Origin of the sequence: Intestinimonas butyriciproducens (assembly GCF_004154955.1) — a bacterium.
GTDB classification, from domain to species: Bacteria; Bacillota; Clostridia; order Oscillospirales; family Oscillospiraceae; genus Intestinimonas; species Intestinimonas butyriciproducens.
Genome location: NZ_CP011524.1, coordinates 1,286,713 through 1,307,922 on the forward strand (window position 1 = coordinate 1,286,713; position 21,210 = coordinate 1,307,922).

21 protein-coding genes and 1 tRNA gene are annotated in these 21,210 nt (G+C 58.2%); 13 read left to right on the forward strand and 9 right to left on the reverse strand.

Going from position 1 to position 21,210, the window contains the following annotated elements; all coding sequences use genetic code 11:
* The first annotated feature begins 2 nt into the window (after nt 1-2).
* Nucleotides 3-407 (forward strand): GNAT family N-acetyltransferase, encoded by a 405-nt coding sequence (locus tag SRB521_RS06325; protein WP_058117949.1) that lies wholly within the window; start codon nt 3-5, stop codon nt 405-407.
* A gap of 40 nt (nt 408-447) precedes the next feature.
* Here SRB521_RS06325 and SRB521_RS06330 read toward each other — a convergent pair whose 3' ends face one another.
* Nucleotides 448-1,818 (reverse strand): PepSY1/2 domain-containing protein, encoded by a 1,371-nt coding sequence (locus SRB521_RS06330; RefSeq protein WP_075704129.1) that lies wholly within the window; start codon nt 1,816-1,818, stop codon nt 448-450.
* Nucleotides 1,819-2,112: 294 nt separating this feature from the next.
* On the opposite strand from SRB521_RS06330, the gene abc-f reads away from it, so the two are divergent.
* Nucleotides 2,113-3,690 carry a ribosomal protection-like ABC-F family protein gene (gene abc-f, locus SRB521_RS06335; RefSeq protein ID WP_075704128.1) on the forward strand — a complete coding sequence of 526 codons (1,578 nt, stop codon included), beginning with the start codon at nt 2,113-2,115 and terminating at the stop codon, nt 3,688-3,690.
* Nucleotides 3,691-4,013: 323 nt separating this feature from the next.
* On the opposite strand, the gene gltX is transcribed toward abc-f, so the two are convergent.
* A complete protein-coding gene (gene gltX / locus SRB521_RS06340; RefSeq protein ID WP_116722086.1) occupies nt 4,014-5,480 on the reverse strand; it encodes a glutamate--tRNA ligase in 1,467 nt (488 codons plus the stop codon).
* A 159-nt stretch (nt 5,481-5,639) separates the two neighbouring features.
* Here gltX and trpS point away from each other — a divergent pair, with 159 nt between their 5' ends.
* From trpS to SRB521_RS06360, 4 genes are all read left to right on the forward strand, one after another.
* Entirely contained in the window at nt 5,640-6,653 is a 1,014-nt protein-coding gene (gene trpS, locus SRB521_RS06345) for a tryptophan--tRNA ligase (protein ID WP_058117947.1), read from the forward strand.
* Between the two features lie 45 nt (nt 6,654-6,698).
* Complete coding sequence (locus tag SRB521_RS06350) at nt 6,699-7,802, forward strand: MraY family glycosyltransferase (RefSeq protein WP_075704127.1); 1,104 nt, start codon at nt 6,699-6,701, stop codon at nt 7,800-7,802.
* A complete protein-coding gene (gene wecB, locus SRB521_RS06355) occupies nt 7,799-8,947 on the forward strand; it encodes a non-hydrolyzing UDP-N-acetylglucosamine 2-epimerase (RefSeq protein ID WP_075704126.1) in 1,149 nt (382 codons plus the stop codon). Before SRB521_RS06350 ends, wecB begins: the two co-directional genes overlap by 4 nt.
* 101 nt (nt 8,948-9,048) lie before the next feature.
* Nucleotides 9,049-9,840, forward strand: coding sequence for a hypothetical protein (locus SRB521_RS06360; RefSeq protein WP_033116821.1), 792 nt, complete (start codon nt 9,049-9,051; stop codon nt 9,838-9,840).
* Here SRB521_RS06360 and SRB521_RS06365 read toward each other — a convergent pair.
* Genes SRB521_RS06365 through SRB521_RS06375 form a run of 3 tightly spaced genes read right to left on the reverse strand, consistent with a single transcriptional unit; the run spans nt 9,819 to nt 11,078 of the window.
* Nucleotides 9,819-10,259 (reverse strand): hypothetical protein, encoded by a 441-nt coding sequence (locus tag SRB521_RS06365; RefSeq protein WP_052082531.1) that lies wholly within the window; start codon nt 10,257-10,259, stop codon nt 9,819-9,821. The genes SRB521_RS06360 and SRB521_RS06365 overlap by 22 nt on opposite strands.
* The gene (locus SRB521_RS06370) at nt 10,252-10,764 is read right to left on the reverse strand and encodes a hypothetical protein (protein WP_075704125.1); all 513 of its coding nucleotides are present in this window, start codon (nt 10,762-10,764) and stop codon (nt 10,252-10,254) included. Before SRB521_RS06370 ends, SRB521_RS06365 begins: the two co-directional genes overlap by 8 nt.
* 44 nt (nt 10,765-10,808) lie before the next feature.
* Entirely contained in the window at nt 10,809-11,078 is a 270-nt protein-coding gene (locus tag SRB521_RS06375) for a hypothetical protein (protein WP_033116435.1), read from the reverse strand.
* Nucleotides 11,079-11,150: 72 nt separating this feature from the next.
* On the opposite strand from SRB521_RS06375, the gene SRB521_RS06380 reads away from it, so the two are divergent.
* The 4 genes from SRB521_RS06380 (at nt 11,151) to SRB521_RS06395 (ending at nt 16,059) form a co-directional block, all read left to right on the forward strand.
* A complete protein-coding gene (locus SRB521_RS06380; RefSeq protein ID WP_033116436.1) occupies nt 11,151-11,624 on the forward strand; it encodes a metallophosphoesterase family protein in 474 nt (157 codons plus the stop codon).
* A gap of 39 nt (nt 11,625-11,663) precedes the next feature.
* Nucleotides 11,664-12,449, forward strand: a complete 786-nt coding sequence (locus tag SRB521_RS06385; protein WP_075704124.1) for a type III pantothenate kinase — start codon at nt 11,664-11,666, stop codon at nt 12,447-12,449.
* Nucleotides 12,450-12,472: 23 nt separating this feature from the next.
* A complete protein-coding gene (locus SRB521_RS06390) occupies nt 12,473-13,846 on the forward strand; it encodes an MATE family efflux transporter (RefSeq protein WP_242943932.1) in 1,374 nt (457 codons plus the stop codon).
* Nucleotides 13,847-14,184: 338 nt separating this feature from the next.
* The gene (locus tag SRB521_RS06395) at nt 14,185-16,059 is read left to right on the forward strand and encodes a DUF4914 family protein (RefSeq protein WP_116721979.1); all 1,875 of its coding nucleotides are present in this window, start codon (nt 14,185-14,187) and stop codon (nt 16,057-16,059) included.
* A 110-nt stretch (nt 16,060-16,169) separates the two neighbouring features.
* Here SRB521_RS06395 and SRB521_RS06400 read toward each other — a convergent pair whose 3' ends face one another.
* Nucleotides 16,170-16,796: a chloramphenicol acetyltransferase gene (locus tag SRB521_RS06400; RefSeq protein WP_075704122.1), complete on the reverse strand. Its 627-nt coding sequence runs from the start codon at nt 16,794-16,796 to the stop codon at nt 16,170-16,172.
* 3 nt (nt 16,797-16,799) lie between these two features.
* Complete coding sequence (gene nth / locus SRB521_RS06405; protein WP_075704121.1) at nt 16,800-17,444, reverse strand: endonuclease III; 645 nt, start codon at nt 17,442-17,444, stop codon at nt 16,800-16,802.
* Nucleotides 17,445-17,634: 190 nt separating this feature from the next.
* Between nth and SRB521_RS06410 the strand changes: the two genes are divergently transcribed.
* Complete coding sequence (locus SRB521_RS06410) at nt 17,635-18,876, forward strand: serine hydroxymethyltransferase (RefSeq protein WP_075704120.1); 1,242 nt, start codon at nt 17,635-17,637, stop codon at nt 18,874-18,876.
* Between the two features lie 90 nt (nt 18,877-18,966).
* Here the strand turns inward: SRB521_RS06410 and SRB521_RS06415 are convergent, their stop codons facing one another.
* Nucleotides 18,967-19,917 (reverse strand): AEC family transporter, encoded by a 951-nt coding sequence (locus SRB521_RS06415; RefSeq protein WP_116721980.1) that lies wholly within the window; start codon nt 19,915-19,917, stop codon nt 18,967-18,969.
* Nucleotides 19,918-20,098: 181 nt separating this feature from the next.
* Between SRB521_RS06415 and SRB521_RS06420 the strand changes: the two genes are divergently transcribed.
* Nucleotides 20,099-20,175 (forward strand) — tRNA-Pro (locus SRB521_RS06420).
* Between the two features lie 260 nt (nt 20,176-20,435).
* Nucleotides 20,436-20,705 (forward strand): zinc-ribbon domain containing protein, encoded by a 270-nt coding sequence (locus SRB521_RS06425; protein WP_033116468.1) that lies wholly within the window; start codon nt 20,436-20,438, stop codon nt 20,703-20,705.
* A gap of 135 nt (nt 20,706-20,840) precedes the next feature.
* Here the strand turns inward: SRB521_RS06425 and spoVAE are convergent, their stop codons facing one another.
* A complete protein-coding gene (gene spoVAE, locus SRB521_RS06430) occupies nt 20,841-21,209 on the reverse strand; it encodes a stage V sporulation protein AE (protein WP_033116469.1) in 369 nt (122 codons plus the stop codon).
* Nucleotide 21,210: the final 1 nt, after the last annotated feature.

The following is a 21,210-nucleotide window of genomic DNA, read 5'->3' on the forward strand; positions in this document are numbered from 1 at the left end:
AAATGGAAGAGAGGATCGTGCCCGCCAGTGAAGCGGACGCAGAGGTGGTCCACACCGGCCTCAGAGCCTATAACGCGGGCTTCTGCGGCGATGTTCAGGACCTCTCCTTTGCTATTCGGGACGATAAGGGGACCTGTATCGCGGGGACCGATACGTTTCGGATCGGAGAACTGATTATGGTGGATGTCCTCTGGGTGGCGGAGAGCCGCCGGGGCCAGGGGTTGGGGCAGCGGCTCCTCTCCCACGTGGAGGAGGAGGGCCGACGACAGGGGGCCAGGCGGGTAGAGCTCAACACCTTCGGATTCCAGGCGCCCGGGTTTTATGAAAAGATGGGCTATCGGCTGATCGGAAAGGTAGAACCCAGCGTCCGGGCTTATGGGCATTACTACTACGAAAAAGACCTATAAAGAGGAGGGCCTGCCGCAAGCTGCGGCAGGCCCTCCTCTTTTATATGACCAACGTGCCGCTCTCGTCTTCCAGAAGGATCAATATCTTCTCCTCTTGGCCGGTCTGTGCGTTCACGTATACCAGAATATGCTGCCCCTCCTCGCTGCGGCACTTGAACTCGTGACAGAGGACCTCATATTCTCCGCCGGTGGGGATGAGAGAGAGTTGCTGGGAGAGCACGGTGAGGGCGGGAGAGACCACGCCGCGGGCCTCCTCCCCGCTGACCGAGAGCACCGGAAAACTGCGGAGGGTGTGGTTCATCAGGTAGCCCTCGGACTCAAACCCCACCACCCGGCCGGTATCCAGTGCGATGGAGACCTTTACCAGGTCCGGATAACAGATCACTTCATCCTGAACCGCAGCGAAGTTGATGGTGAGTATGCCGCCCTGGTCGATGAAATAGCTCTCACGCATCGCGGGATAGCCGCGTTTTTCCAGAAACTCTATGGCCTTAGCCACGGCCTTTTCCCGGGACAGGACAGGGGTCCCGGCGGCTCTGGAGCTGATGACCTGCATGACGAGTCCGCCTGCCTGGGTCACTTCCACATAGAGTTCGCCTCCATCCACGGCAGCGGAAAAGCCATAAGTGGGGAGCTTGCCCTCCCCGGCGGAGACCAGGGTAAAGATGTCGGGCTTCAAGTCAAGAAATTTGGCGGCCGCTAGGCGGGCCTCGTCCTGTGTGACGATGGGGCGCCCCTCCAGTACCCGGGCGGTACGTCCGGCGATGTGTTCGGAAAAGGGACCGTCATAGATGAGGGAGGGAAGCTCGGGGAAGTCGCTCTCAATGGTCTGATAGACCGAGCCGGCCACCTCCTGCCCGCCGCCTTCGGCGGCGGAGAGGCGGGCCTCGGCGGCCTCCACATCCTCCAGAGTGGCCGCACCGGCCCACAGGTCGGATTGGAGGGCGGCCACCTGGGCGGAGAGGGCCGAGGCGGCGGCGGAAAGGCCGCGGAGCCCCTCACGCTCCTCCTCCGTACAGCCGCCGTTGACTGCAGCGGACCGGGAGAGCGCCGCCGCATAGTCTCCGGTCTTGGCAAGGAACGCGGCCGTCTGTTCCAGCTCAATGCTGCCGTAGGGCAGCTCTCCCAGCGCCATCTGGGCGGACATGGCTTTCCCGAAGATCTGTGTGCATAGGGAGGTGAGCATGGCGGGAGATGTGGCGTAGATCCCCTTTTGGAGATCGGCATCCAGCTCGTTCAGACCGGTGGACAGCTCGGCAAAGGCGTGGCGGCGGCTGTTGGCGAGATAGCGCTGATAGGCCGCCGCCTTCTGGTGCCCCTGGATGGCCAGGCCGCCCAGTACGGCGAAGGCGGCCAGCAGAAAGCTGACTGCGCGGACCGTCCAGCGCCGTCCCCAGGTCCATTGTCTCATAAAAACGCCTCCTCATTTCCGGCATAGTTTACTCGTATCCTGTAGAATAACCCGATTGACAAAAGCTATTCCTCGGTGTTAGGATGAGAAAGAAAAAACAGGATTTGAGGTGGGAAGATGCGCAAATAACTTGCTGAACTGCTGCACAGTTTGGACAGGCGGCCGTGGCCGCCGGGTTCCCTGTGCCCGTCGGCAAGCGACTGCGCTCCTCTCACGTTTTGCGCCATTGCATCAAAAATAGGCGCGGAGCGTGGCCGCTCCGCGCCTATTTTTATGCTTTTGGGGGCGATCTTGATGTCTTTGATCCATATTTCGCATCTGAGCTTCACCTATGAAGGCAGCTGCGACCCGGTGTTTGAGGATGTGTCCGTTCAGTTGGACACCAATTGGAGGCTGGGGTTCCTGGGGCGCAACGGGAGGGGAAAGACTACCCTCCTGCGGCTCCTGATGGGAGAGGGAGTGTATACCGGAACGATCTCTGCACCCGAAGGGTTCGACTATTTCCCCTTTGCGCTCCCGGATCCGGAAGAGGATGGACAGGCGGTGGCCGAGGTGCTCCGCCCGGGTCTGGAGCAGTGGCGGCTCCTGCGGGAGCTGCGGATGCTGGAGCTGGATGAGGGGGTGCTGTACCGCCCCTTCCGCACGCTTTCCAACGGAGAGCAGACACGGTTCCTGCTGGCACTGCTTTTTCTGCGGGATCACCGATTCCTCCTGATCGATGAGCCCACCAACCACCTGGACATGGCGGGCAGGGAGCTTGCGGCGGATTATCTGGCCCGCAAAGAGGGTTTCATCCTTGTCTCGCACGACCGGGCTTTCCTGGATCGCTGCGTGGACCATGTGCTGGTGTTCAACCGCACCGGGCTGGAGGTACAGAAAGGGAATTTTTCTACTTGGTGGGAAAACAGAGCGCGCCAGGACCAATTTGAACTGGCCGAGCAGGACCGCCTGAAAAAAGAGGTCAGGCGGTTGGATGAGGCGGCCCGGCGGACGGCCGCCTGGTCTGACGCGGCAGAAAAAACCAAACGGGGGAGCCGGAATTCCGGCCTTCGCCCGGACCGCGGATTCATTGGGCATAAAGCGGCCAAGATGATGAGACGCTCCAAAGCGGTGGAGGAGAGGCGCCGGAGTGCGGCGGAGGAGAAGTCCCGCCTCCTCAAAGATCTGGAGACGGCGGAGGAGCTGAAGCTCCACCCGCTGCGTCACCCCCAGAGGAGGCTGCTGGAGGCGGAGGGGCTGAGCGCGGACTACGGCTCCGGGCCTGTGTGCCGGGAGGTCTCCTTCACGGTGGAACGGGGGGAGCGGGTGTCCCTGCAGGGGCCCAACGGAGCGGGCAAGTCCAGCCTTCTGAAGCTGATGCAGGGTCAGGAGCTTCCACACACCGGGACACTGTGGCGCGCAGGGGGACTCAAGGTATCTTATGTCCCCCAGGATGGCGCCTTCCTGCGGGGGGATCTGCGGAGCTTTGCGCGGGAGAGCGGGATTGACGAGAGCCTCTTCAAGGCGATACTGCGGAAGCTGGACTTTGAGCGGGCGCAGTTTGAAAAGGACATGGCGGACTACAGCGGAGGACAGAAAAAGAAGGTCCTCATTGCCCGCAGCCTGTGTCAGGACGCCCATCTGTACCTGTGGGACGAACCACTCAATTTTATCGATGTCTATTCCAGAATGCAGATCGAGTCCCTGCTGCTGGAGTGCCAGCCCACCATGGTCTTTGTGGAGCATGACAGGGCCTTCTCAGAGCGGATCGCGACAAAGGCCGTCTCCCTTTGCCCTGCCGGACAGGGGCGGTCATTGCGGCCAGCCCCGCCCCTGAAAACGCTGGAAGAGGTCGGAGAGAAAGTAGACCGCGCAGACGACCAAGCTCACTAGGGCGGGCAAGAACAGGAGGGCGAATAGAACCAGGCAGATACCGGAGTAAAAAACGGACTGAAGCAGCGTCAGCATAGAAATACTCCTTTCTGTATGCGGTTGGCAAAACAGCCAAATCCATTCTGGATCCCAATGTCCTTTGTGGTTAAAGTATACCACTTTTCAATGGGAAATGGAAGAGAATTTGTATAAAATGTAGCAGTTTTATGTGAACAAAATAGAAAAAGGCCGCCGTCCGGAGGACGGCGGCCTTACCATATCACTTGGAACACCCGACTCCTGCACCGGAAACATCCCCAGCGGGAAGGAGGGCGGGATAAGGGTTATCTGCTCAGCTTGTCCCTGCCGATTTTCAGGCGGCGAAGCGTCTCCGCCCGGCCTAGGATCTGGCACAGCTCCACTGCGCCGCCGGGGGTGACCGCTTTACCGGAGAGGGCGGTACGGACCGGCCACATGATACGGCCGTTTTTGAGGGTCAGCTTTTCCGCCAGACCGATCAGGGCGTCATGGATGGCCTCATAGGTCCAGCTCTCCAGGGACTCCAGAACGGGGATGGTTTCCCCTAAGGCCTCCAGGGAGTTCTCCTCGGTGGTCTTCATCTTCTTGTGGACATAGAGCTCGGTGGAGTAGTCCGGCAGGGCGTCAAAAAAGTCCACCTGAGGGGCGATGTCCGCAAACGTGTCGCAGCGGGGCTGGACCAGGGGGGCGATCAGCTTCAGGTTGATGGCCGGGTTTTGGACCGCCTTTTTGAGATAGGGCTCGGCAACGGCGTAGAAACGCTCGGGGTCCATGGCCCGCAAATACTTGGCGTTAAAGTATTTGAGCTTTTCCAGATCAAAGATGGCGGGGGACTTGGAGATCCCCTCGATATCAAAAATCTCCGAGAGCTCGTCCAGGGTGAAGAACTCCCGCTCCACGTTCTCGCCCCTGGGGGACCAGCCCAGCAAAGTCACATAGTTGACCACCGCCTCTGAGAGGAAGCCCATGGACAGCAGATCCTCATAGGAGGGGTCGCCATGCCGCTTGGACATCTTGTTATGGGCGTCCCGCATGACGGGGGAGCAGTGGATATAGGTGGGCACCTCCCAGCCGAAGGCCTCGTACAGAAGGTTATACTTGGGCGCGGAGGAGAGATACTCGGAGCCCCGGACCACGTGGGTAATCCCCATAAGGTGGTCGTCCACCACGTTTGCAAAGTTATAGGTGGGCAATCCGTCGGATTTGATCAGGACCTGGTCGTCCAAAGTGGCGTTTTCCACGGTGATGTCGCCAAAAACCACGTCGTGGAACGTGGTATGCCCCTCGCGGGGGATCTTCTGACGGATCACATAGGGAACACCGGCGGAGAGTTTTTCGTCTATTTCTTTCTGAGAAAGGGTCCGGCAATGCCCGTCGTAGCCGCCGAGGCCATTCTCATTGTGGAGGGCGTCCAGCCGCTCCTTGGTACAGAAGCACCGATAGGCGTGACCGGTATCCAGCAAAAGCTGAGCATACTTTCCATAGAGATCCCGGCGCTGGGTCTGGATGTAGGGGCCGACAGGGCCCCCCAAGTCCGGGCCCTCATCCCAGTTGAGGCCGCATTTGCGCAGTGTGGCGTAAATGACCTCGGTGGCGCCTTCCACCAGGCGTTCCTGGTCGGTATCCTCAATGCGGAGAATGAACTTGCCGCCGCCGTGGCGGGCGATGAGCCAGGTGTAAAGGGCGGTGCGCAGATTGCCCACGTGCATATAGCCGGTAGGGGATGGGGCGAAGCGGGTGCGGACCTCGCCGCGGGGGATGCGGGACTCCATATCGTCGAACCACTGTCTGTCCAAAGTAAATTCCTCCAAAAAGCTTCCTGATGTCCCTCCATTTTAATCGTGCGGGGAAAACTTGTCAAGCAATGATGGATGTGGTATGATACCTTAGTATGCAACTGTGTACAGACGACCTTTTTAGGGGTGTGCAATATGGAAAATGAGAATCAGAAAAAAGTCATCCTCTCCGGCATTCAGCCCAGCGGTGAACTGACACTGGGCTCTTACCTGGGGGCCATCAAAAACTGGGTGAAGCTGTCGGATGAATATGAGTGCTATTACATGCTGGCGGACCTCCACTCCATCACGGTCCGTCAGAATCCGGCGGACCTGCGCCGGCGGACGCTGACACAGATCGCGGCCTATATCGCCTGCGGCCTGGACCCGGAGAAGAACACCATCTTTATCCAGTCGCACGTCCCCGCCCATGCGGAGCTGGGCTGGGTGCTGGACTGCTACACCATGTTCGGGGAGCTTTCCCGCATGACCCAGTTCAAGGACAAGTCCGCCAAGAACGCCGACAATATCAATGCGGGACTGTTTACCTATCCCGCCCTTATGGCCGCCGATATCCTGCTCTATCAGGCCGATCTGGTGCCTGTTGGAGAGGATCAGAAGCAGCATGTGGAGATCTGCCGCGACATTGCCAACCGCTTCAACGGTGTCTACGGCGAGACCTTCCGGATCCCTGAGCCCTTTATCCCCAAGGTGGGCGCGCGGGTGATGTCCCTTACCAGCCCCGGGAACAAGATGTCCAAGTCCGACAAGGACCCCAACGGCTGCGTCTATGTGCTGGAAAAGCCGGAGGACATCATGCGCAAGTTCAAAAAGGCGGTCACCGACAGCGATACGGAGCGGTGTGTGCGCTATGACCGGGCGGAGAAGCCAGGCGTGGCCAACCTGATGGCCATTTACTCGGCCGCCACCGGCAAGACCTATGAGGAGATCGAGCGGGAGTTCGACGGCAAAGGCTACGGCGCGTTCAAGCCCGCCGTGGGAGAGGCCGTGGTGGAGCTCTTCCGCCCTATCCGGGAGGAGACTGAACGGCTTCTGGCCGACAAGTCCTATTTGGAGTCCGTCTACCGTGCAGGCGCCGAGAAGGCGGGCTATGTGTCCAACAAGACGCTGCGGAAAGTCTATAAAAAGGTGGGCTTCGTGGCCCGCTGAGGCGGAACGCGGCCTTTGCCGTCCAAAAAGGAGCAAGGTTTACCAATGAATACTGATTTGCAGGCCATCGGCTGGGTGGCCGCGGCCTTGGTCACCGCTATGGTGGTGGCCCTCATCACCACGCCGGTGGTCCGTGCCCTGGCGTTCCGCGTGGGGGCGGTGGACGTCCCCAAGGACAGCCGCCGGATGCACGACCATCCAATCCCGCGGATGGGCGGCTTGGCGATTTTCTTCGGCTTTATCCTCAGCGCCATTATCTATGTGGAGATCACCCCTCAGTTCCAGGGGATGATGCTGGGGGCCGTGATCATCGTGGTCCTGGGTATTTTTGACGATATCTATGCCCTCGGGGCGAAATTCAAACTGCTGGTCCAGATTGTGGCCGCCCTGGTGGCGGTCCACTTTGGAAATGTGATCCAGATCATCTCCAATCCCAACGTACTCTCACCCAATCCCTATTGGGATCTGGGCTGGCTGGCGGTGCCCGCCACCGTTTTATGGATCGTGGCCATCACCAACGCAGTAAACCTGATCGACGGGCTGGACGGACTGGCCTGCGGTGTCTCCACCATCAGCTCTATGACCATGCTGGTCATCTCCCTGGCGGTGGCAGATGGGCCGGTAGCCGTCATTATGGCCGCACTGGCGGGGGGATGCATCGGCTTTCTCCCCTATAACCTGAATCCCGCAAAAATCTTTATGGGAGATACCGGGTCCACGTTCCTGGGCTTTGTCCTGGCGGTCATGTCCATCCAGGGCCTCTTTAAGTTCTATACCATCATCTCCTTCGCAGTGCCTTTTCTTATGCTGGGCCTGCCCATTTTCGACACCTGCTTTGCATTTATCCGCCGGATCGCCCACGGACAGAGCCCCATGCACCCTGACCGGAGCCATGTGCACCACCGGCTCATCGATATGGGCTTTAACCAGAAGCAGGCCGTGGCCGTACTCTATATCATCAGCGCCATTCTGGGCCTGTGCGCGGTGGTGCTCACCACCAGCGGAGAGCTGAAGGCCATGCTGCTGCTGCTGGCACTCTGCGCCGCGGGTGCGGTATCGGGGCGTATTTTCCTCAGCAACAATGAAAAGCGCCGTTCTGAGGACAAAGCGGAGTCCCCGGACACGGCCGACAAGGGGGAAGAGCGGTGAAAACAATCCGTGTGATGACCATCTTCGGCACCCGGCCGGAGGCCATCAAAATGGCGCCGCTGGTGAAGGAGCTGGAGGGCAGGGCGGGCGTTGAGAGCCTGTGCTGTGTGACCGCCCAGCACAGGGAGATGCTGGACTCCGTGCTGCATATTTTCCAACTCACGCCGCAGTACGATCTCAATATCATGGAACCCCGGCAAACACTCTCCACCATTACCAGTAAGTGCCTGCTGGGCGTGGAGCAGGTCCTTCAGGAGGCAAAGCCCGACCTGGTTCTGGTCCACGGGGATACGTCCACCACATTTTCGGGCGCGCTGGCGGCCTTTTACCAGCGGGTCATGGTAGGGCATGTGGAGGCGGGACTGAGGACTTATGACAAGTATTCTCCCTTTCCAGAGGAGATGAATCGGACACTGGTGGGAGATATCGCAGACCTGCACTTCTGTCCCACCAGGGCCAACCGGGAGAATCTGGCGCGGGAGGGCATTGCAGATGGCGTGTTCATTACGGGGAACACAGTCATCGATGCAATGACAACCACTGTTGTAAAGGATTATCACTTTTCAACAAGACTGCTCAATGAATTGGACTATGACCGAAAAAAAGTGATCCTGGTGACGTGCCACAGACGGGAAAATTACGGGGCGCCCATGGAGCACATCATGACGGCGTTGCGCCGTCTGGCGGAGAGCCACGGGGAGGTGGAGTTGGTCTATCCGGTCCATCTCTCCCCGGTGGTGCGGGAGGCGGCGGAAAAATATCTGGCCGGCCATCCGCGCATCCATCTCATCGATCCTCTGGATGTGGAGGAGATGCACAATCTGATGGCGCGGTGTTACCTGGTTATGACCGACTCCGGCGGACTGCAGGAGGAGGCGCCAGCCATGGGAAAGCCGGTGCTTGTCCTGCGGCGGGAGACCGAGCGGCCCGAGGCCATTGCGGCCGGTACCGTTCAGTTGGCCGGGACGGAGGAGGAGACCGTTTTTCGCTTGGGGGCGCGGCTCCTGGAGGAACCGCAGGCTTACGAGCGTATGGCCCATGCGGTGAATCCCTACGGCGACGGGCATGCGTGCAGGCGCATCGCGGACGCCATCGAGTGGAAATTCGGGCTGCGCGGAGAGCCGCCGGAGATGTTCGGGACGTGAATGCCGCAGCGGTCGGTCGTAAGCGGCGGGACCAGTGGAATCCATGGGCTCACAGCGGGGGAGAAATAGCCCCCAGCCGGTGGAAAGGGAGGTGAATGGGCATGGAACAGAAGAACAAGGTGTTCCTTGCACTGCTCATCGCCCTGGTGATGGTGGTTGCCATCCTTTCCAGCTTTGGGCTCAACTTTTTTTCGGGGGACCAGCCGGAGATTGTCCTGCCCTCGCCTGTAATCACCGATTCTGGAGAACAGAGCGCGGACGACCCCACGGCAGGAGGCGGCTTTCTCCCGGTGGATGTGACGCCTGAAACGGTCCAGAGCGTCATTGCCACGCTGGAGCGCCCGGAAAATTACTATCGGGCCATTACCATTGAGGTGGCCACGGGCGGCGATACGACCGGCAGCTTTTATGCCCAGGTATGGGTGGACGGAGCGTGGACCCGGGTTGAGATGGCACAGCCGCTGCGCGCCATGGGGCTGCAGTACACCATTATATACCTGGACAAGGATACGGGGAAGGGCATGCTCTACCGGTGGTATGGGGGAAATAATAGTGTGAAGAGCTGGGCGGTGGATGAGCGGGGAGCCGACCTTGCCCAGCACATCCCCACCTATGAAGAGGTGCTGGAACTGGAGCCGGAGCGCATCGTGGAGGCCGGATTCGGAGAGCGGGATGGGATGTCCTGCATCTATGTGGAAACCGACATAGATGAACTGGGCTATCTGGAACGCTACTGGATCTCCACAGACAATGGGCTGCTGGTGGGCGCGGAGACGGAGAAGGAGGGACAGATCGTCCTGAGTATGACCTCCACAGAAGCGGACGTCCTGCAACAGGAGGGAAACTTTACGCTGCCCGACGGAACGGTCCTCTATGAACCGGACTCAGGCTGATCCTTCTTGTCCTTGCCCCCCAGGCCAAGGAGAAGCAGGAGCCCCAGGGTTATGACCATCTCCAGATCGTCGCCGTCGATAAAGAGGAAAAGGATGATGAGGAGCAGGAGGATGTCTCCTGTATCCAGATCGTCCAGCTTGAAACTCTTCATGAGTCCCGAGAGCCAGGAGGGCTTTTTATCGCCGACCGCCGCCCCCCATGTGGGCGGCGGCTGCTGTCTCTGCTGATGCTCCTGATGGGGATTCCTCCCATCATGGCGGGGCGCCTCCTCCGCGCGGGGCGGCGGCGTTTCCGCCTGACGGCGGGGCTCCGGGGACGGTACGGGACTGCTTTCCGGACCGGGATGGCGGAACGGAGGCGCGTCCTCCTCCTGAACACGGGTATAGGCTGTGCCGTTTGGGATATATCGGTTATACATGCTCTTGTCCGCCTCCTTCCTTGAAGAGCTGGAAGGCCACCCGGATCACACGGGACAGTTTTGCAACCTGAATGGCGCGGTCTACTTTGGCGAAGCGCTCCTCTTTGACAAAGGGGCGCAGGGCGGTAAGAAGAGCGGTTTTCCTGTCGTCGGTGCTGCCCAGCTCAGAGAGCAGCCGCATCCCGGCCTGCAGGACCCGGGGGTCCAGATCCCCCAGAGCGGCCAGGGGATTGGAGGTGGGCCCCCCCCCCTGATGCCCGCCCCCGCCCGTGAGACCGCCCAGCATATTCATGATACCGGAGAGGTCCGGAAGCTGTGTGGAGGGCGCGGCAGAGGCGGGGGACGCAGGGGCGGGCATAGACTCCACGGGCGGCTGTATTGGGGGCTGAGAGCCTCCCTCATCGCCGCTGTCCCCGGTGAGGGAGCGGGCGAGGGACATGATCTGACCCATGGCCTCAGGATTCCCGAGGACGGCATTCAGTTTATCCGCGAATTCGTCGGCCATGGACATTCCCTCCTGTCAATGCAACGCTTTGCCGGCCAGCGGCCTTATTTTGGAACGGATTTGTTGATGCGTTCCACTACCTTGGCCCCGTTGGGGTCCTGCATCAGACGGTTCAAAAGTCCCTGGAGCTGGGAGGCGTCGCCCTTCATGGCAGCCTCGGCCGCCGCTTTCAGACCGCCTCCCTGGTTGAGCATTGTCATAAGGGCCTGTGTGTCGGGAGATTTGACCAAACTCTCCACAGCCGCCTTATCCTTGAGCAGTTTGGCGGCCTGAGGGCTGTTGAGGACATTTCCGGGCTGTTGCTGTTTTGCCATAGGATATCCCTCCATTGATTCTATGAATGGGCTCAAAGTATTATATGTGACTTTCAGAACAAGGTGACTGATATGAAAATCGTCGTTTTTTCTGATTCCCACGGGGCGGTCTCCAATATGGAGGACGTCATGCGGCGAGAGCACCCGGAACTGGTCCTCCACCTGGGCGACCTCTGCCGGGACATCGAGGAGATCCAGCGCCGCTTCCCCCAGCAGACCATCCAGAACGTATGCGGCAACTGTGACGGCTTTACCGAGACACCGGATCAGCGCATTTTACGCGTAGAGGGGAAACGGATCCTCATGATGCACGGCCATCGCTACAATGTCAAGCTGACCTATGCCTCCGCAGCCTATGCCGCCCGGGAGGCGGAGGCGGATATCCTCCTTTTTGGGCACACGCATATCCCCTACTGCGAACAGGTGGACGGCCTGTGGATGCTGAATCCGGGGAGCTGTGGGGGCCGCGGTGCCACGTATGGCGTAATTTCTCTGGAAAATGGAGAGGTAATGTGCTATACTGTCGGAATAGCACCTGAACGATAACGGCTGGAGCGACTGCTCCGACAAGAGGTGGGATTTGAAATGCTGCTTGCGATTGATGTGGGGAACACAAATATGGTGTTCGGCATGTTTGAGGGGGAGACCTTCACCGGGAGCTTCCGTCTCATGACCGACACCAACCGGACTTCCGATGAGATCGGGTTGTCCGCCTGGGAGTATTTTCAGCGATTCGGGCTCAAAACCGAGGATGTGGAGAATGTCATCATTGCCTCGGTGGTGCCCCAGGTAATGCATACGCTCACCAATGCCATGGTGAAGTATTTTGGAAAAACGCCCATCATCGTGGATGAGGATGTGGACCCCGGCCTTCCCTATGGCGTGAGCGGGGATGAGCGTTTGGGCGCCGACCGTTCCGTGGCCTGTATTGCAGCGCTGGAGAAATACGGTGCGCCGCTGGTGGTGCTGGACTTTGGGACAGCCACCACCGTGGATGCGGTCAACCGTGAGGGCGCCTATATGGGCGGATGCATCACCGCGGGGATTCGCATCTCCGCCGACGCGCTTTTTATGCGGGCGGCTATGCTCCCCAAGGTGGAGTTGGTAAAGCCGGAGACTGTGCTGGGCTGTACTGCGGTGGGGCAGATCCAGGCCGGGACGGTGCTGGGTTACATCGGAGCCATGGAGTATCTGATCCGGATGGCCAAAGAGGAACTGCGCGCGCCCGACGCCCACGTGGTCGCCACCGGAGGCTTGGCACGCCTGATCGCGGACAATACGGGCCTGATCGACACAGTGGACGGCCGCCTGATTCTGGACGGCCTGCGAATCATTTACCAGCGGTACAAGGAGGATCATCTTAAAAGATAGGGAAAGAGAGGAGGCAGGAGCGTTTGCCGAAACAGCATCAAGCGGTCGATATGACGCAGGGGGATCCGCTGGGACTTCTGGTGCGGTTTTCCTTGCCGCTGCTGGCGGGCAATGCTTTCCAGCAGCTTTACAACATGGTGGATTCCTGGGTGGTGGGCAACTTCGTAGGTACCACCGCACTGGCCGCTGTGGGCATCGGATTCCCGGTCATTTACCTGCTCTCCTCTCTCTTTATGGGGCTCTCCATCGGCGGAAGCGTGGTAATCGCGCAGTTTATGGGTGCGGGGGACCGGGAGGCCGTCCGGCGGTCTGTGAACACGGTGTATGGGGCGGTGATGGTGAGCGTCGTCCCGCTGACGCTCTTTGGGGTGCTCATCTCCGGGCCGATCCTCCACCTGATCCGGGTGCCCGCGGATGTATACGATCAGGCCCATGTCTATCTCCAAGTGATTTTTGCCGGTATCATCGGAAGCCTGGGCTACAACATCAATGCGGGTATCCTCCAGGGCCTGGGGGACAGTAAGACGCCCCTGCTCTTTCTGGCCACGGCCTGCGTGGTGAACATCGTTCTGGACTTGGTGTTTGTCCTTGTGTTTGACTGGGGCGTTTTCGGCGTGGCTTTTGCCACCATCGTCGCCCAACTCTGCTCTTGGATCTTCGGCGTGTGCTACGTCAACCGGAAATATGATTTTATCGCCATCAGGCCGCTGCATATTTCGGTGGACAACGTACTTTTGAAACGAGTACTGAAGCTGGGTGTCCCCTCTGGTATCCAGCAGTGCCAGTTTTCTGTGGCGATCCTGGTGCTCCAAGCCCTGATCAACGGTTTTGGCGCGGAGTTCGCAGCGGGTTTTTCGGCGGCCAACAAGGTGGATACCTTTGCCTTTATGCCTGTGGACAGCTTCTGTCTGGCTGTTACGACCTATGTGGGACAGAACGTGGGCGCCGATCGGCTGGACCGTGTGCGGGAGGGAGTGCGCAAGGCGATTCTTCTGTGCGTGGGAGTATGCCTTGTCATGTCGGCATTGGTCGTGCTCAATGCGGATCGTCTGATCATGCTTTTCAACACGGACCCACTGGTGGTCGCCTCCGGGCGCGCCTACCTGCTGCGGGTGGTGAGCCCCATGTTTCTAATGGCCATTATGTATCCCATCAACAATGCGCTTCGGGGTGCGGGAGCGGCCATCGTCCCCATGCTCTCCTCCGTCGTGGCGCTATGGGCGGCCAGGGTGCCGGCGGCATATCTGCTGGCCCATTTTTTCGGCCCGGAGGAGCTCTATTGGTCCTACTCCATTGGGTGGGTCCTTGGCGTGATCATCAGCGGTACGGTCTACCTGCGGGGCAGGTGGAAGGAGCGGTGTGCGGTGCACGTCCGGGATATGGAGGCCATCCTGTAAAAAGCGGCGCGTAAAAGCCTATAGAACACCGGGGCGTCCCGTCTCTTGGAAAGAGACGGGACGCTTTTCCATGCCGACGCATAGATAGAGACGGGATTATGAAACCGTCAAAGCCCTATATTGCAAAAAGGGAAAGAAAATTTTTGGTGCGGTCCAGATGGGATTTTGCGGTGCGGCAAAGAAACCCCTTGCAAGGACCGAAAATTTTACACGCGGAAGCAACGGAAGTTTGCGGTGCTCCCCTTGACAAAGCGTGCATCTTACGGTAAAGTTAGTTTCAAATGATACTTTGCTTCGATGGTAAACGAAGAGCGAAATGAAAGTGAGGCGCCATTCAAATGAATGTTTTGCTGGAAAAATTCACTTTTACGCCTGAATTGACCGAAATCATCAACAGTAGCCCCAGCGTGATCGTACCGGACAGCAAGGAAACGCTGTACGAGCTCATCTTCGGCAACGGGCATACCGATAAGATTGAGGTGCTCTATGATGTGAACGGCAAGCCGGTGAAAGAGGCTACCGTGATTCGTTGCAAAAACGGCGCGGTGGTCAACTATATGGAGGACTATATGCGCCGTCGGGACCCGGACTGTATGCGGGTGGCGGATGAAGAGCCCACCGACAAGCCGCGCTTTGAGGATGTCTATGGCTACGATTTCGGCGCCCTGCGGGTGGAGACCTTCCGATGGCTGGCACGGCAGGAGCTGATCATCGTCCCCTTCAAGGCCGGCGGCTATGACTATGGCTATGACTCTATTTTGGTCTGCCCCCGGAATGCGGCTTTCTTTGCCTTTGCCCTCTCGCAGCTCCAGGCCTTTGTGAATGCCAAGGAGGTGGACCACTTCAAGCCCCGCTCCGTGATCTATGTGGCCCCGCCCTTCCGGCACACACACTTTGCAGGCAAGCAGGTGGTGGTCCACAGCCGCCATCCGGACCTGCATGAGATATTTGCCTACAATTTGTATCCAGGTCCCTCCGCCAAAAAAGGGATCTACAGCGTGCTGCTGGACATAGGGGAGCAGGAGGGGTGGGTCACCGCGCACGCCTCCGCCGCCCGGATCATAACCCCATACGAAAATGAAATGGTGATGATGCACGAAGGGGCCTCCGGCGGCGGCAAAAGCGAGCTGCTCCAGGATGTGCAGAGAGCTGCCGACGGCCGTGTTCTGCTGGGGACCAATATAGAGACCGGAGAAAAAACCTACATCAGCATGAGCGACACCTGTACCATTGAGCCCGTCACCGATGATATGGCCATCTGCCAGCCTGGATTTCAAAGCAAGAGCGGAAAGCTGGCCCTCTTTGACGGAGAGGACGGCTGGTTCATCCGGGTGGACGGCATCACGGAGTACGGGTCCGACCCGCTCTATGAGCGCATCTCCATCCACACGAAAGAGCCGTTGATGTTCTTCAACATTGAGGGCGTGCCCAGGGCCACCTGCCTCCTCTGGGAGCACACGCTGGATTCCGACGGTACCCCCTGTCCCAACCCCAGAGTCATCATTCCCCGCCGCACCATCCAGCATATCGTAAACAAGCCGGTAGAGGTGGATGTGCGGAGCTTTGGTGTCCGCATGCCCCCCGCCACGGAAGAGCATCCCAGCTACGGCATCATGGGGCTGATGCATATCATCCCGCCGGCTCTGGCCTGGATGTGGCGTCTGGTGGCGCCCCGCGGTTTCAATAATCCCAGCATCAGCGGCAGCGCCAAGCTGGCCAGCGAGGGCGTGGGCTCCTACTGGCCCTTTGCCACAGGCAAGCGGGTCCGTCAGGCCAACCTGCTGCTGGAACAGATCCTGCGCTGCAAGAATACCCGCTATGTGCTGATCCCCAACCAGCATATCGGCGTCTATCAGATCGGCTTCTCCGCCGAGTGGATCTCACGCGAGTATCTGGCGCGCCGGGGCGGCGTCAATATGAAGATGGACCGCCTGGTGCCCGCCCGCTGTCCGTTGTTGGGGTACGCGCTCAAGGAGATGAAGGTGGACGGACAGCAGATCAGCTCCCGCTACCTCCGCCCCGAACGCCAGGATACCCTGGGTGTGGAAGGGTATGACAAGGGCGCGGAGATTCTCTACCATTTCTTTGCCAAAGAGCTGGAAGTCTATGATGTGGAGGAGCTGCACCCAGTTGGGAAAGAAATCCTCAAGTGTTTCCGGGAAAATGGGACTATTGAGGACTACTGTGCCATCATTCCTTTGGGATTGGAATAATGGAAAATGGGAAATGGACTGGGGCCCGCCGTGAGGCGGGCCCCAGTCCATTTCAGGATCTAAAAATCATTTTGAAACAAGCCATGATACAGAGCGGACAGCGCTGGAAGCTAAAACGCGTCGAGGAAGGCCTGCACGCCGTTGACCAGCTCCCCCAGATGCCATCCGTCCAGAAGCCGGTGGTTGAGCTGCACAGAATAGGGGAGGAGCAGCCTTCCATCCCGTGCTTCGTATTTTCCCCAAGTGACTCTGGGAATAGAGTCGTCCGGGTTGCAGTCCATCTCATTGCTGAGGCTGGTGAAAGATAGCCAGGGAAGGCAGGAGATATAGACCAAGTCGTCCCGTGCCTCCTCCGTGCCGGCAGGAAAGGGTGCATGCTGCACTGCAACCTGGTGGGCGCAACGGGAACAAAATTCTTCCAATGTTCCACCATAGGGAACATTGACGATTTTCAACAGATGGGTGTCCCCGTTCGGAACCACAAAGCTGGGGTCCAGGTGGTCGTGCAGGATGATCTGTTCCCCGCGAATCTTGTAGAGAAAGTCGGGCAGTCCGTTCATGACATGCAGCGTGGCGTAGATCAGGGCATAGTAAAAGGAGAGGCCGTGGGCTTTTGTGTGTCGATGCAGTGTCGTAACGTCTAAAGAGGTGGTGACATTGTAAAAGGGGAAAGAGAGGCCGGAAAAAAATTTGAATTGTGCTCTGCGGGGCCACTGCTCCAAGTCGACGTAATCCACAGCTCAGCCCACACCTTTCTGGAAAAAGTCGCACCAGGGACGCAGGGTACAGTTCTGACAGTCAGGCCTTCTGGCCATGCATACGGCGCGACCATGGAGCACCAGCCGGTGACAGAAATCATTGGACTCTTCGGGAGGGAGCACTTCGCGGAGCTGCGTTTCCACTTTGGCCGGGTCTTTGGTGCCGTCCGTCAGGCCCAGCTTGCCGGAAATGCGGATACAGTGGGTATCCGCCACCACAACGCCCGGCTGATGATAGACGTCGCCCAGGATCAGATTGGCGGTCTTTCTCCCCACGCCGGGGAGCTTCAAAAGATCATCCATGTTGTCCGGCACCTTTCCGCCGTATTCATCCAGCATCATCCGGGCGGCGCCCACAATATCGCGGGCCTTGGCCCGGAAGAAGCCTGTGGAATGGATGTAGGTCTCCAATTCACCGATGTCGGCTTCGGCCAGAGACTCCAGGGTGGGGAAACGGGCAAAGAGAGCGGGCGTCACCATATTCACACGCTCGTCGGTGCACTGGGCCGCCAGACGGACGGAAAAGAGCAGTTCATAGGGTTTGGGATAGTCCAGGGAGCAGATCCCGTCCGGGTAGAGCTTTTTCAGCTCCGCTATGATGGAGAGAACATCCGCTTTTGTTTTCATTCCGACTCACCTCGTCTATCAGAGATATAGAACACATAAGAGAAGTATTCTCTACCATAATACCATAAAAGCAGACGGAATGCGACGGGGTTTTTCATGGTATGTCAGTTGTATTTCTCGGAAAGATTCGATATAATACCCAGTATAGCTCTTTCACACACTACTTACTTAGAGGAGAGGTGCGACGGCAATGGTACAGGAAATGATCGACTTTCTTTCCACCAAGGACCCAGAGGTGGCAGCCACCGTGGCGGCTGAATTGGCGCGTCAGCGCAGAAACATCGAGCTCATCGCGTCGGAGAATATCGTCAGCGAGGCGGTTCTGGTGGCCATGGGCACGGTGCTCACCAACAAATATGCCGAAGGATACCCCGGCAAGCGCTATTACGGCGGCTGCCAGGAGGTGGACGTTACGGAGAATATCGCCCGCGAGCGCGCCTGCAAGCTTTTCGGCGCAGAGCATGCCAACGTCCAGCCCCACAGCGGTGCTCAGGCCAACTATGCCGTCTATGCGGCGCTGTGCGAGCACGGGGACACGGTGCTGGGCATGGATCTCTCCAATGGAGGCCATCTCACCCACGGCTCTCCCGTCAACTTTTCCGGCAAGAACTACCACATGATCTCCTACGGGCTGGGGGCTGACGGATGCATCGATTACGACCAGGTCCGCGATATGGCAAAGCAGCACAAGCCCAAGATGATCATTGCCGGCGCTTCCGCCTACCCACGGGTCATTGATTTTAAGACTTTTGCAGAGATCGCCCATGAGGTGGGGGCCTACTTCTTTGTGGACATGGCCCATATTGCGGGGCTGGTCGCCGCGGGCCTCCACCCCTCTCCCGTGCCCTATGCCGATGTGGTGAGCACCACGACCCATAAGACGCTTCGGGGCCCCCGGGGCGGTATGATCCTGTGCAAAGAGGAGTTTGCCAAGAAGATTGATTCCGCCATTTTCCCCGGCTCTCAGGGCGGGCCTCTGGAGCATATCATCGCCGCCAAGGCGGTGGCCTTGGGGGAAGCGCTTCAGCCCGAATTCAAGGATTATCAGAGTCGTATCCTTAAGAATGCCCAGGCACTGGCAGCAAGCTTGACGGAGTCCGGCTTCGATCTGGTCTCCGGTGGAACGGACAACCATTTGATGCTGGTGGATCTCCGCAAGGCAAGGGTGACCGGCAAGGAGATGGAGAAACGGCTGGACGAGGTGAACATCACCGTCAACAAAAACGCGATCCCCAACGATCCTGAGAAGCCCTTCGTCACCAGCGGGATCCGTGTGGGTACGCCGGCGGTCACCACACGAGGATTCCGTGAGGAGGATATGAAGGTCATTGGTGAGCTGATGTGGCAGACCGCTACTGATTTTGATGCCAAGGCAGAGGAGATCCGCGCAGCCGTGGCCGCGCTTACGGAAAAGTATCCCCTCTACCAGTAATAAAACAAAAATAATCCATGGAACGGCCTCCGGATGGGGGGAATGATTTCCCCACACGGAGGCCGTTATGGTATCATGTTCAAAAGAGAACTATATCAGGCCAAAATATCGACTGAGAAAAACCCAAAAGGTCAAAGAGAAAGCGGAGAGCACCGTGGTGGAGACCACTGCGCTGGAAGCAAGCACGCCGTCTCCGCCCATATTTTCCGCCATAACATAGCCCGTGCTGGTGGTGGGGGAACCCTGCATGACCAAAACGGCGGCCAAGTACTCTCCGCGCAGCCCCAGCGCAACGCAGATTGGGAGGAAAACGCCAGGCAGGACCATCAATTTGATAAAAGTGACGGCCAGTGTCGGTTTGATTTTTTTCAATGCCTCTGTGCCTTGAAAACTGGCTCCGATACAGACCAACGCCTGGGGCATGGCCATATCGGCCACATATCCCATTCCTCGCTCCAGCATGAGGGGAAAACGGATTTCAAACCAAGATGCGGCCATGCCTAGGAGGATGGCCAGGAGAATGGGGTTTGTGACGATGTCTTTTCCGGCCTTCAGAAGGTTCTCTTTCAAAGAACTCTCTTCATGGGTGGGACCCTCCAGGGTGAGGATGAGTACGGCAAATACATTAAAGAGGGGAACGCTGCCCACCATCATCATAGGAACAACGGCGCCGGAGCCGTAAATATTTGTGACCAGGGCCATACCGAGAACGGCGACGCTGCTGCGGTATCCCGCCTGAACAAAAGCGCCTACCATGTGGCGGTCTTTTAGGAAGATACGGGCGCCGATCCAAATGCCGACTGCGGAGAGCACAGTGATGACCGCACAGAGCAGGACAAAACCACCGCTGAAATTGTCCCGCAGGCTGGTATCAGTCATCTGTACAAAGAGCATGACTGGAAGTGTGATCTTGAAGTTGAAGCGATTACAGACGGAAACAAAGTGCTCATCCAGAATGCCAATCCGGCGCAGGGTATACCCCAAAAGGATGACCAAAAAAACCGGCGCAGTGGCATTTACGCTGTAGAAAAAACTTTCCAAGGCATGATTCCCCCAAAATATAGAGTATAAATTGAGAATATCATACCCCTAAACAGCATATATCGTCAAGAAGAAAGCTTTTTGTCACAAATGGTATGCCATGGTATGGCGCAGAGCATAAATTGGAAACAGTCTTGACAATTTGAGAAGAAGTTACTATAATATACCGGTAACATTCTTTCGGGGTGTGGCGAAGCTTGGTATCGCGCTTGGTTCGGGACCAAGAGGCCGCGGGTTCGAATCCCGCCACTCCGACCAATCGGAAAGTCCTATTTAAGGCTTTCCGATTTTTATATCCTGAGGACTAAGTTTGGCAATTATGTCCGACTAACCCCTAACGGAGATGAGACATATTATACTTTTTTTACTGCTGTGATACGGAGTTCTGGTGAAAGTGGCAGGACAAGTCACAGAGAAATTGCGGCGGGCGCCTCAAGTTTTTGTTGACATTCCGGCGTTCTGGACGTATAGTAAATCAGCCACCTATGTGGTGGACTAAGTTTTTAAAGAGGTATTTCATGTTTCAGGACAAAGTTATCGTCTGCAAGGATTGCGGGCAGGAGTTCACTTTCACCGCTGGCGAGCAGGAGTTCTACGCGGAGAAGGGCTTTACGAACGAGCCTCAGCGCTGCAAGGCCTGCCGGGACGCCCGCAAGGGAGGCCCCCGTGCCGGCGGCGGTCGGCAGATGTTTGACGCGGTATGCTCCGAGTGCGGTAAACCCTGCAAGGTTCCCTTTGAGCCCCGCGGGGACCGGCCCATCTATTGCAGCGATTGCTTTCGCAGATAAATAGCGATATGGAGAGCGCCCTCAGAGGAGGGCGCTCTTTTTGTACTGGTGTAGCGCGCGGACCGGGACTGTTATGTATTGCGCCGGGGCATGATCGTGCCCCGGCGCGGTTTGTGAAGCGAGGGATGGTCCCAATCACCCTTTGGGTCTGGGCTTGAAAATAAGCGCCACCAGATAGCCGAAGAAAATCGCGGCGGAGATACCGCCTGCGGCGGCGGTTACACCTCCGGTAAAGGCGCCCAGCAGGCCGCCCTCTTCCACGGCCTGGGCCACGCCCTTGGCCAGCAGATAGCCAAAGCCGGTGAGAGGGACGGTGGCACCTGCTCCGCCCCATTGTACGATATATTTATAGATGCCGAGACCTCCGAGCACAACGCCGGAGACCACGTAGATCACCAAAATCTTTGCCGGGGTCAGAGTCGTCCGGTCAATCAGAATTTGCCCGATGAGGCACAGAAGACCACCGCAGAGAAAGGCGCGGAGATATTCCAGAAACAGGTCCATG

Bases quoted from the DNA above. Each gene is read 5' to 3' on its own strand.
- SRB521_RS06360 (WP_033116821.1), top strand. From the start codon at position 9,049: ATGGAACAGAAGAACAAGGTGTTCCTTGCACTGCTCATCGCCCTGGTG.
- SRB521_RS06350 (WP_075704127.1), top strand. From the start codon at position 6,699: ATGAATACTGATTTGCAGGCCATCGGCTGGGTGGCCGCGGCCTTGGTC.
- SRB521_RS06325 (WP_058117949.1), top strand. From the start codon at position 3: ATGGAAGAGAGGATCGTGCCCGCCAGTGAAGCGGACGCAGAGGTGGTC.
- SRB521_RS06410 (WP_075704120.1), top strand. From the start codon at position 17,635: ATGGTACAGGAAATGATCGACTTTCTTTCCACCAAGGACCCAGAGGTG.
- SRB521_RS06370 (WP_075704125.1), bottom strand. From the start codon at position 10,764: ATGGCCGACGAATTCGCGGATAAACTGAATGCCGTCCTCGGGAATCCT.
- SRB521_RS06385 (WP_075704124.1), top strand. From the start codon at position 11,664: ATGCTGCTTGCGATTGATGTGGGGAACACAAATATGGTGTTCGGCATG.
- SRB521_RS06365 (WP_052082531.1), bottom strand. From the start codon at position 10,259: ATGTATAACCGATATATCCCAAACGGCACAGCCTATACCCGTGTTCAG.
- SRB521_RS06425 (WP_033116468.1), top strand. From the start codon at position 20,436: ATGTTTCAGGACAAAGTTATCGTCTGCAAGGATTGCGGGCAGGAGTTC.
- nth (WP_075704121.1), bottom strand. From the start codon at position 17,444: ATGAAAACAAAAGCGGATGTTCTCTCCATCATAGCGGAGCTGAAAAAG.
- gltX (WP_116722086.1), bottom strand. From the start codon at position 5,480: ATGGAGTCCCGCATCCCCCGCGGCGAGGTCCGCACCCGCTTCGCCCCA.
- SRB521_RS06395 (WP_116721979.1), top strand. From the start codon at position 14,185: ATGAATGTTTTGCTGGAAAAATTCACTTTTACGCCTGAATTGACCGAA.
- SRB521_RS06330 (WP_075704129.1), bottom strand. From the start codon at position 1,818: ATGAGACAATGGACCTGGGGACGGCGCTGGACGGTCCGCGCAGTCAGC.
- SRB521_RS06375 (WP_033116435.1), bottom strand. From the start codon at position 11,078: ATGGCAAAACAGCAACAGCCCGGAAATGTCCTCAACAGCCCTCAGGCC.
- trpS (WP_058117947.1), top strand. From the start codon at position 5,640: ATGGAAAATGAGAATCAGAAAAAAGTCATCCTCTCCGGCATTCAGCCC.
- abc-f (WP_075704128.1), top strand. From the start codon at position 2,113: ATGTCTTTGATCCATATTTCGCATCTGAGCTTCACCTATGAAGGCAGC.
- SRB521_RS06380 (WP_033116436.1), top strand. From the start codon at position 11,151: ATGAAAATCGTCGTTTTTTCTGATTCCCACGGGGCGGTCTCCAATATG.
- spoVAE (WP_033116469.1), bottom strand. From the start codon at position 21,209: ATGGACCTGTTTCTGGAATATCTCCGCGCCTTTCTCTGCGGTGGTCTT.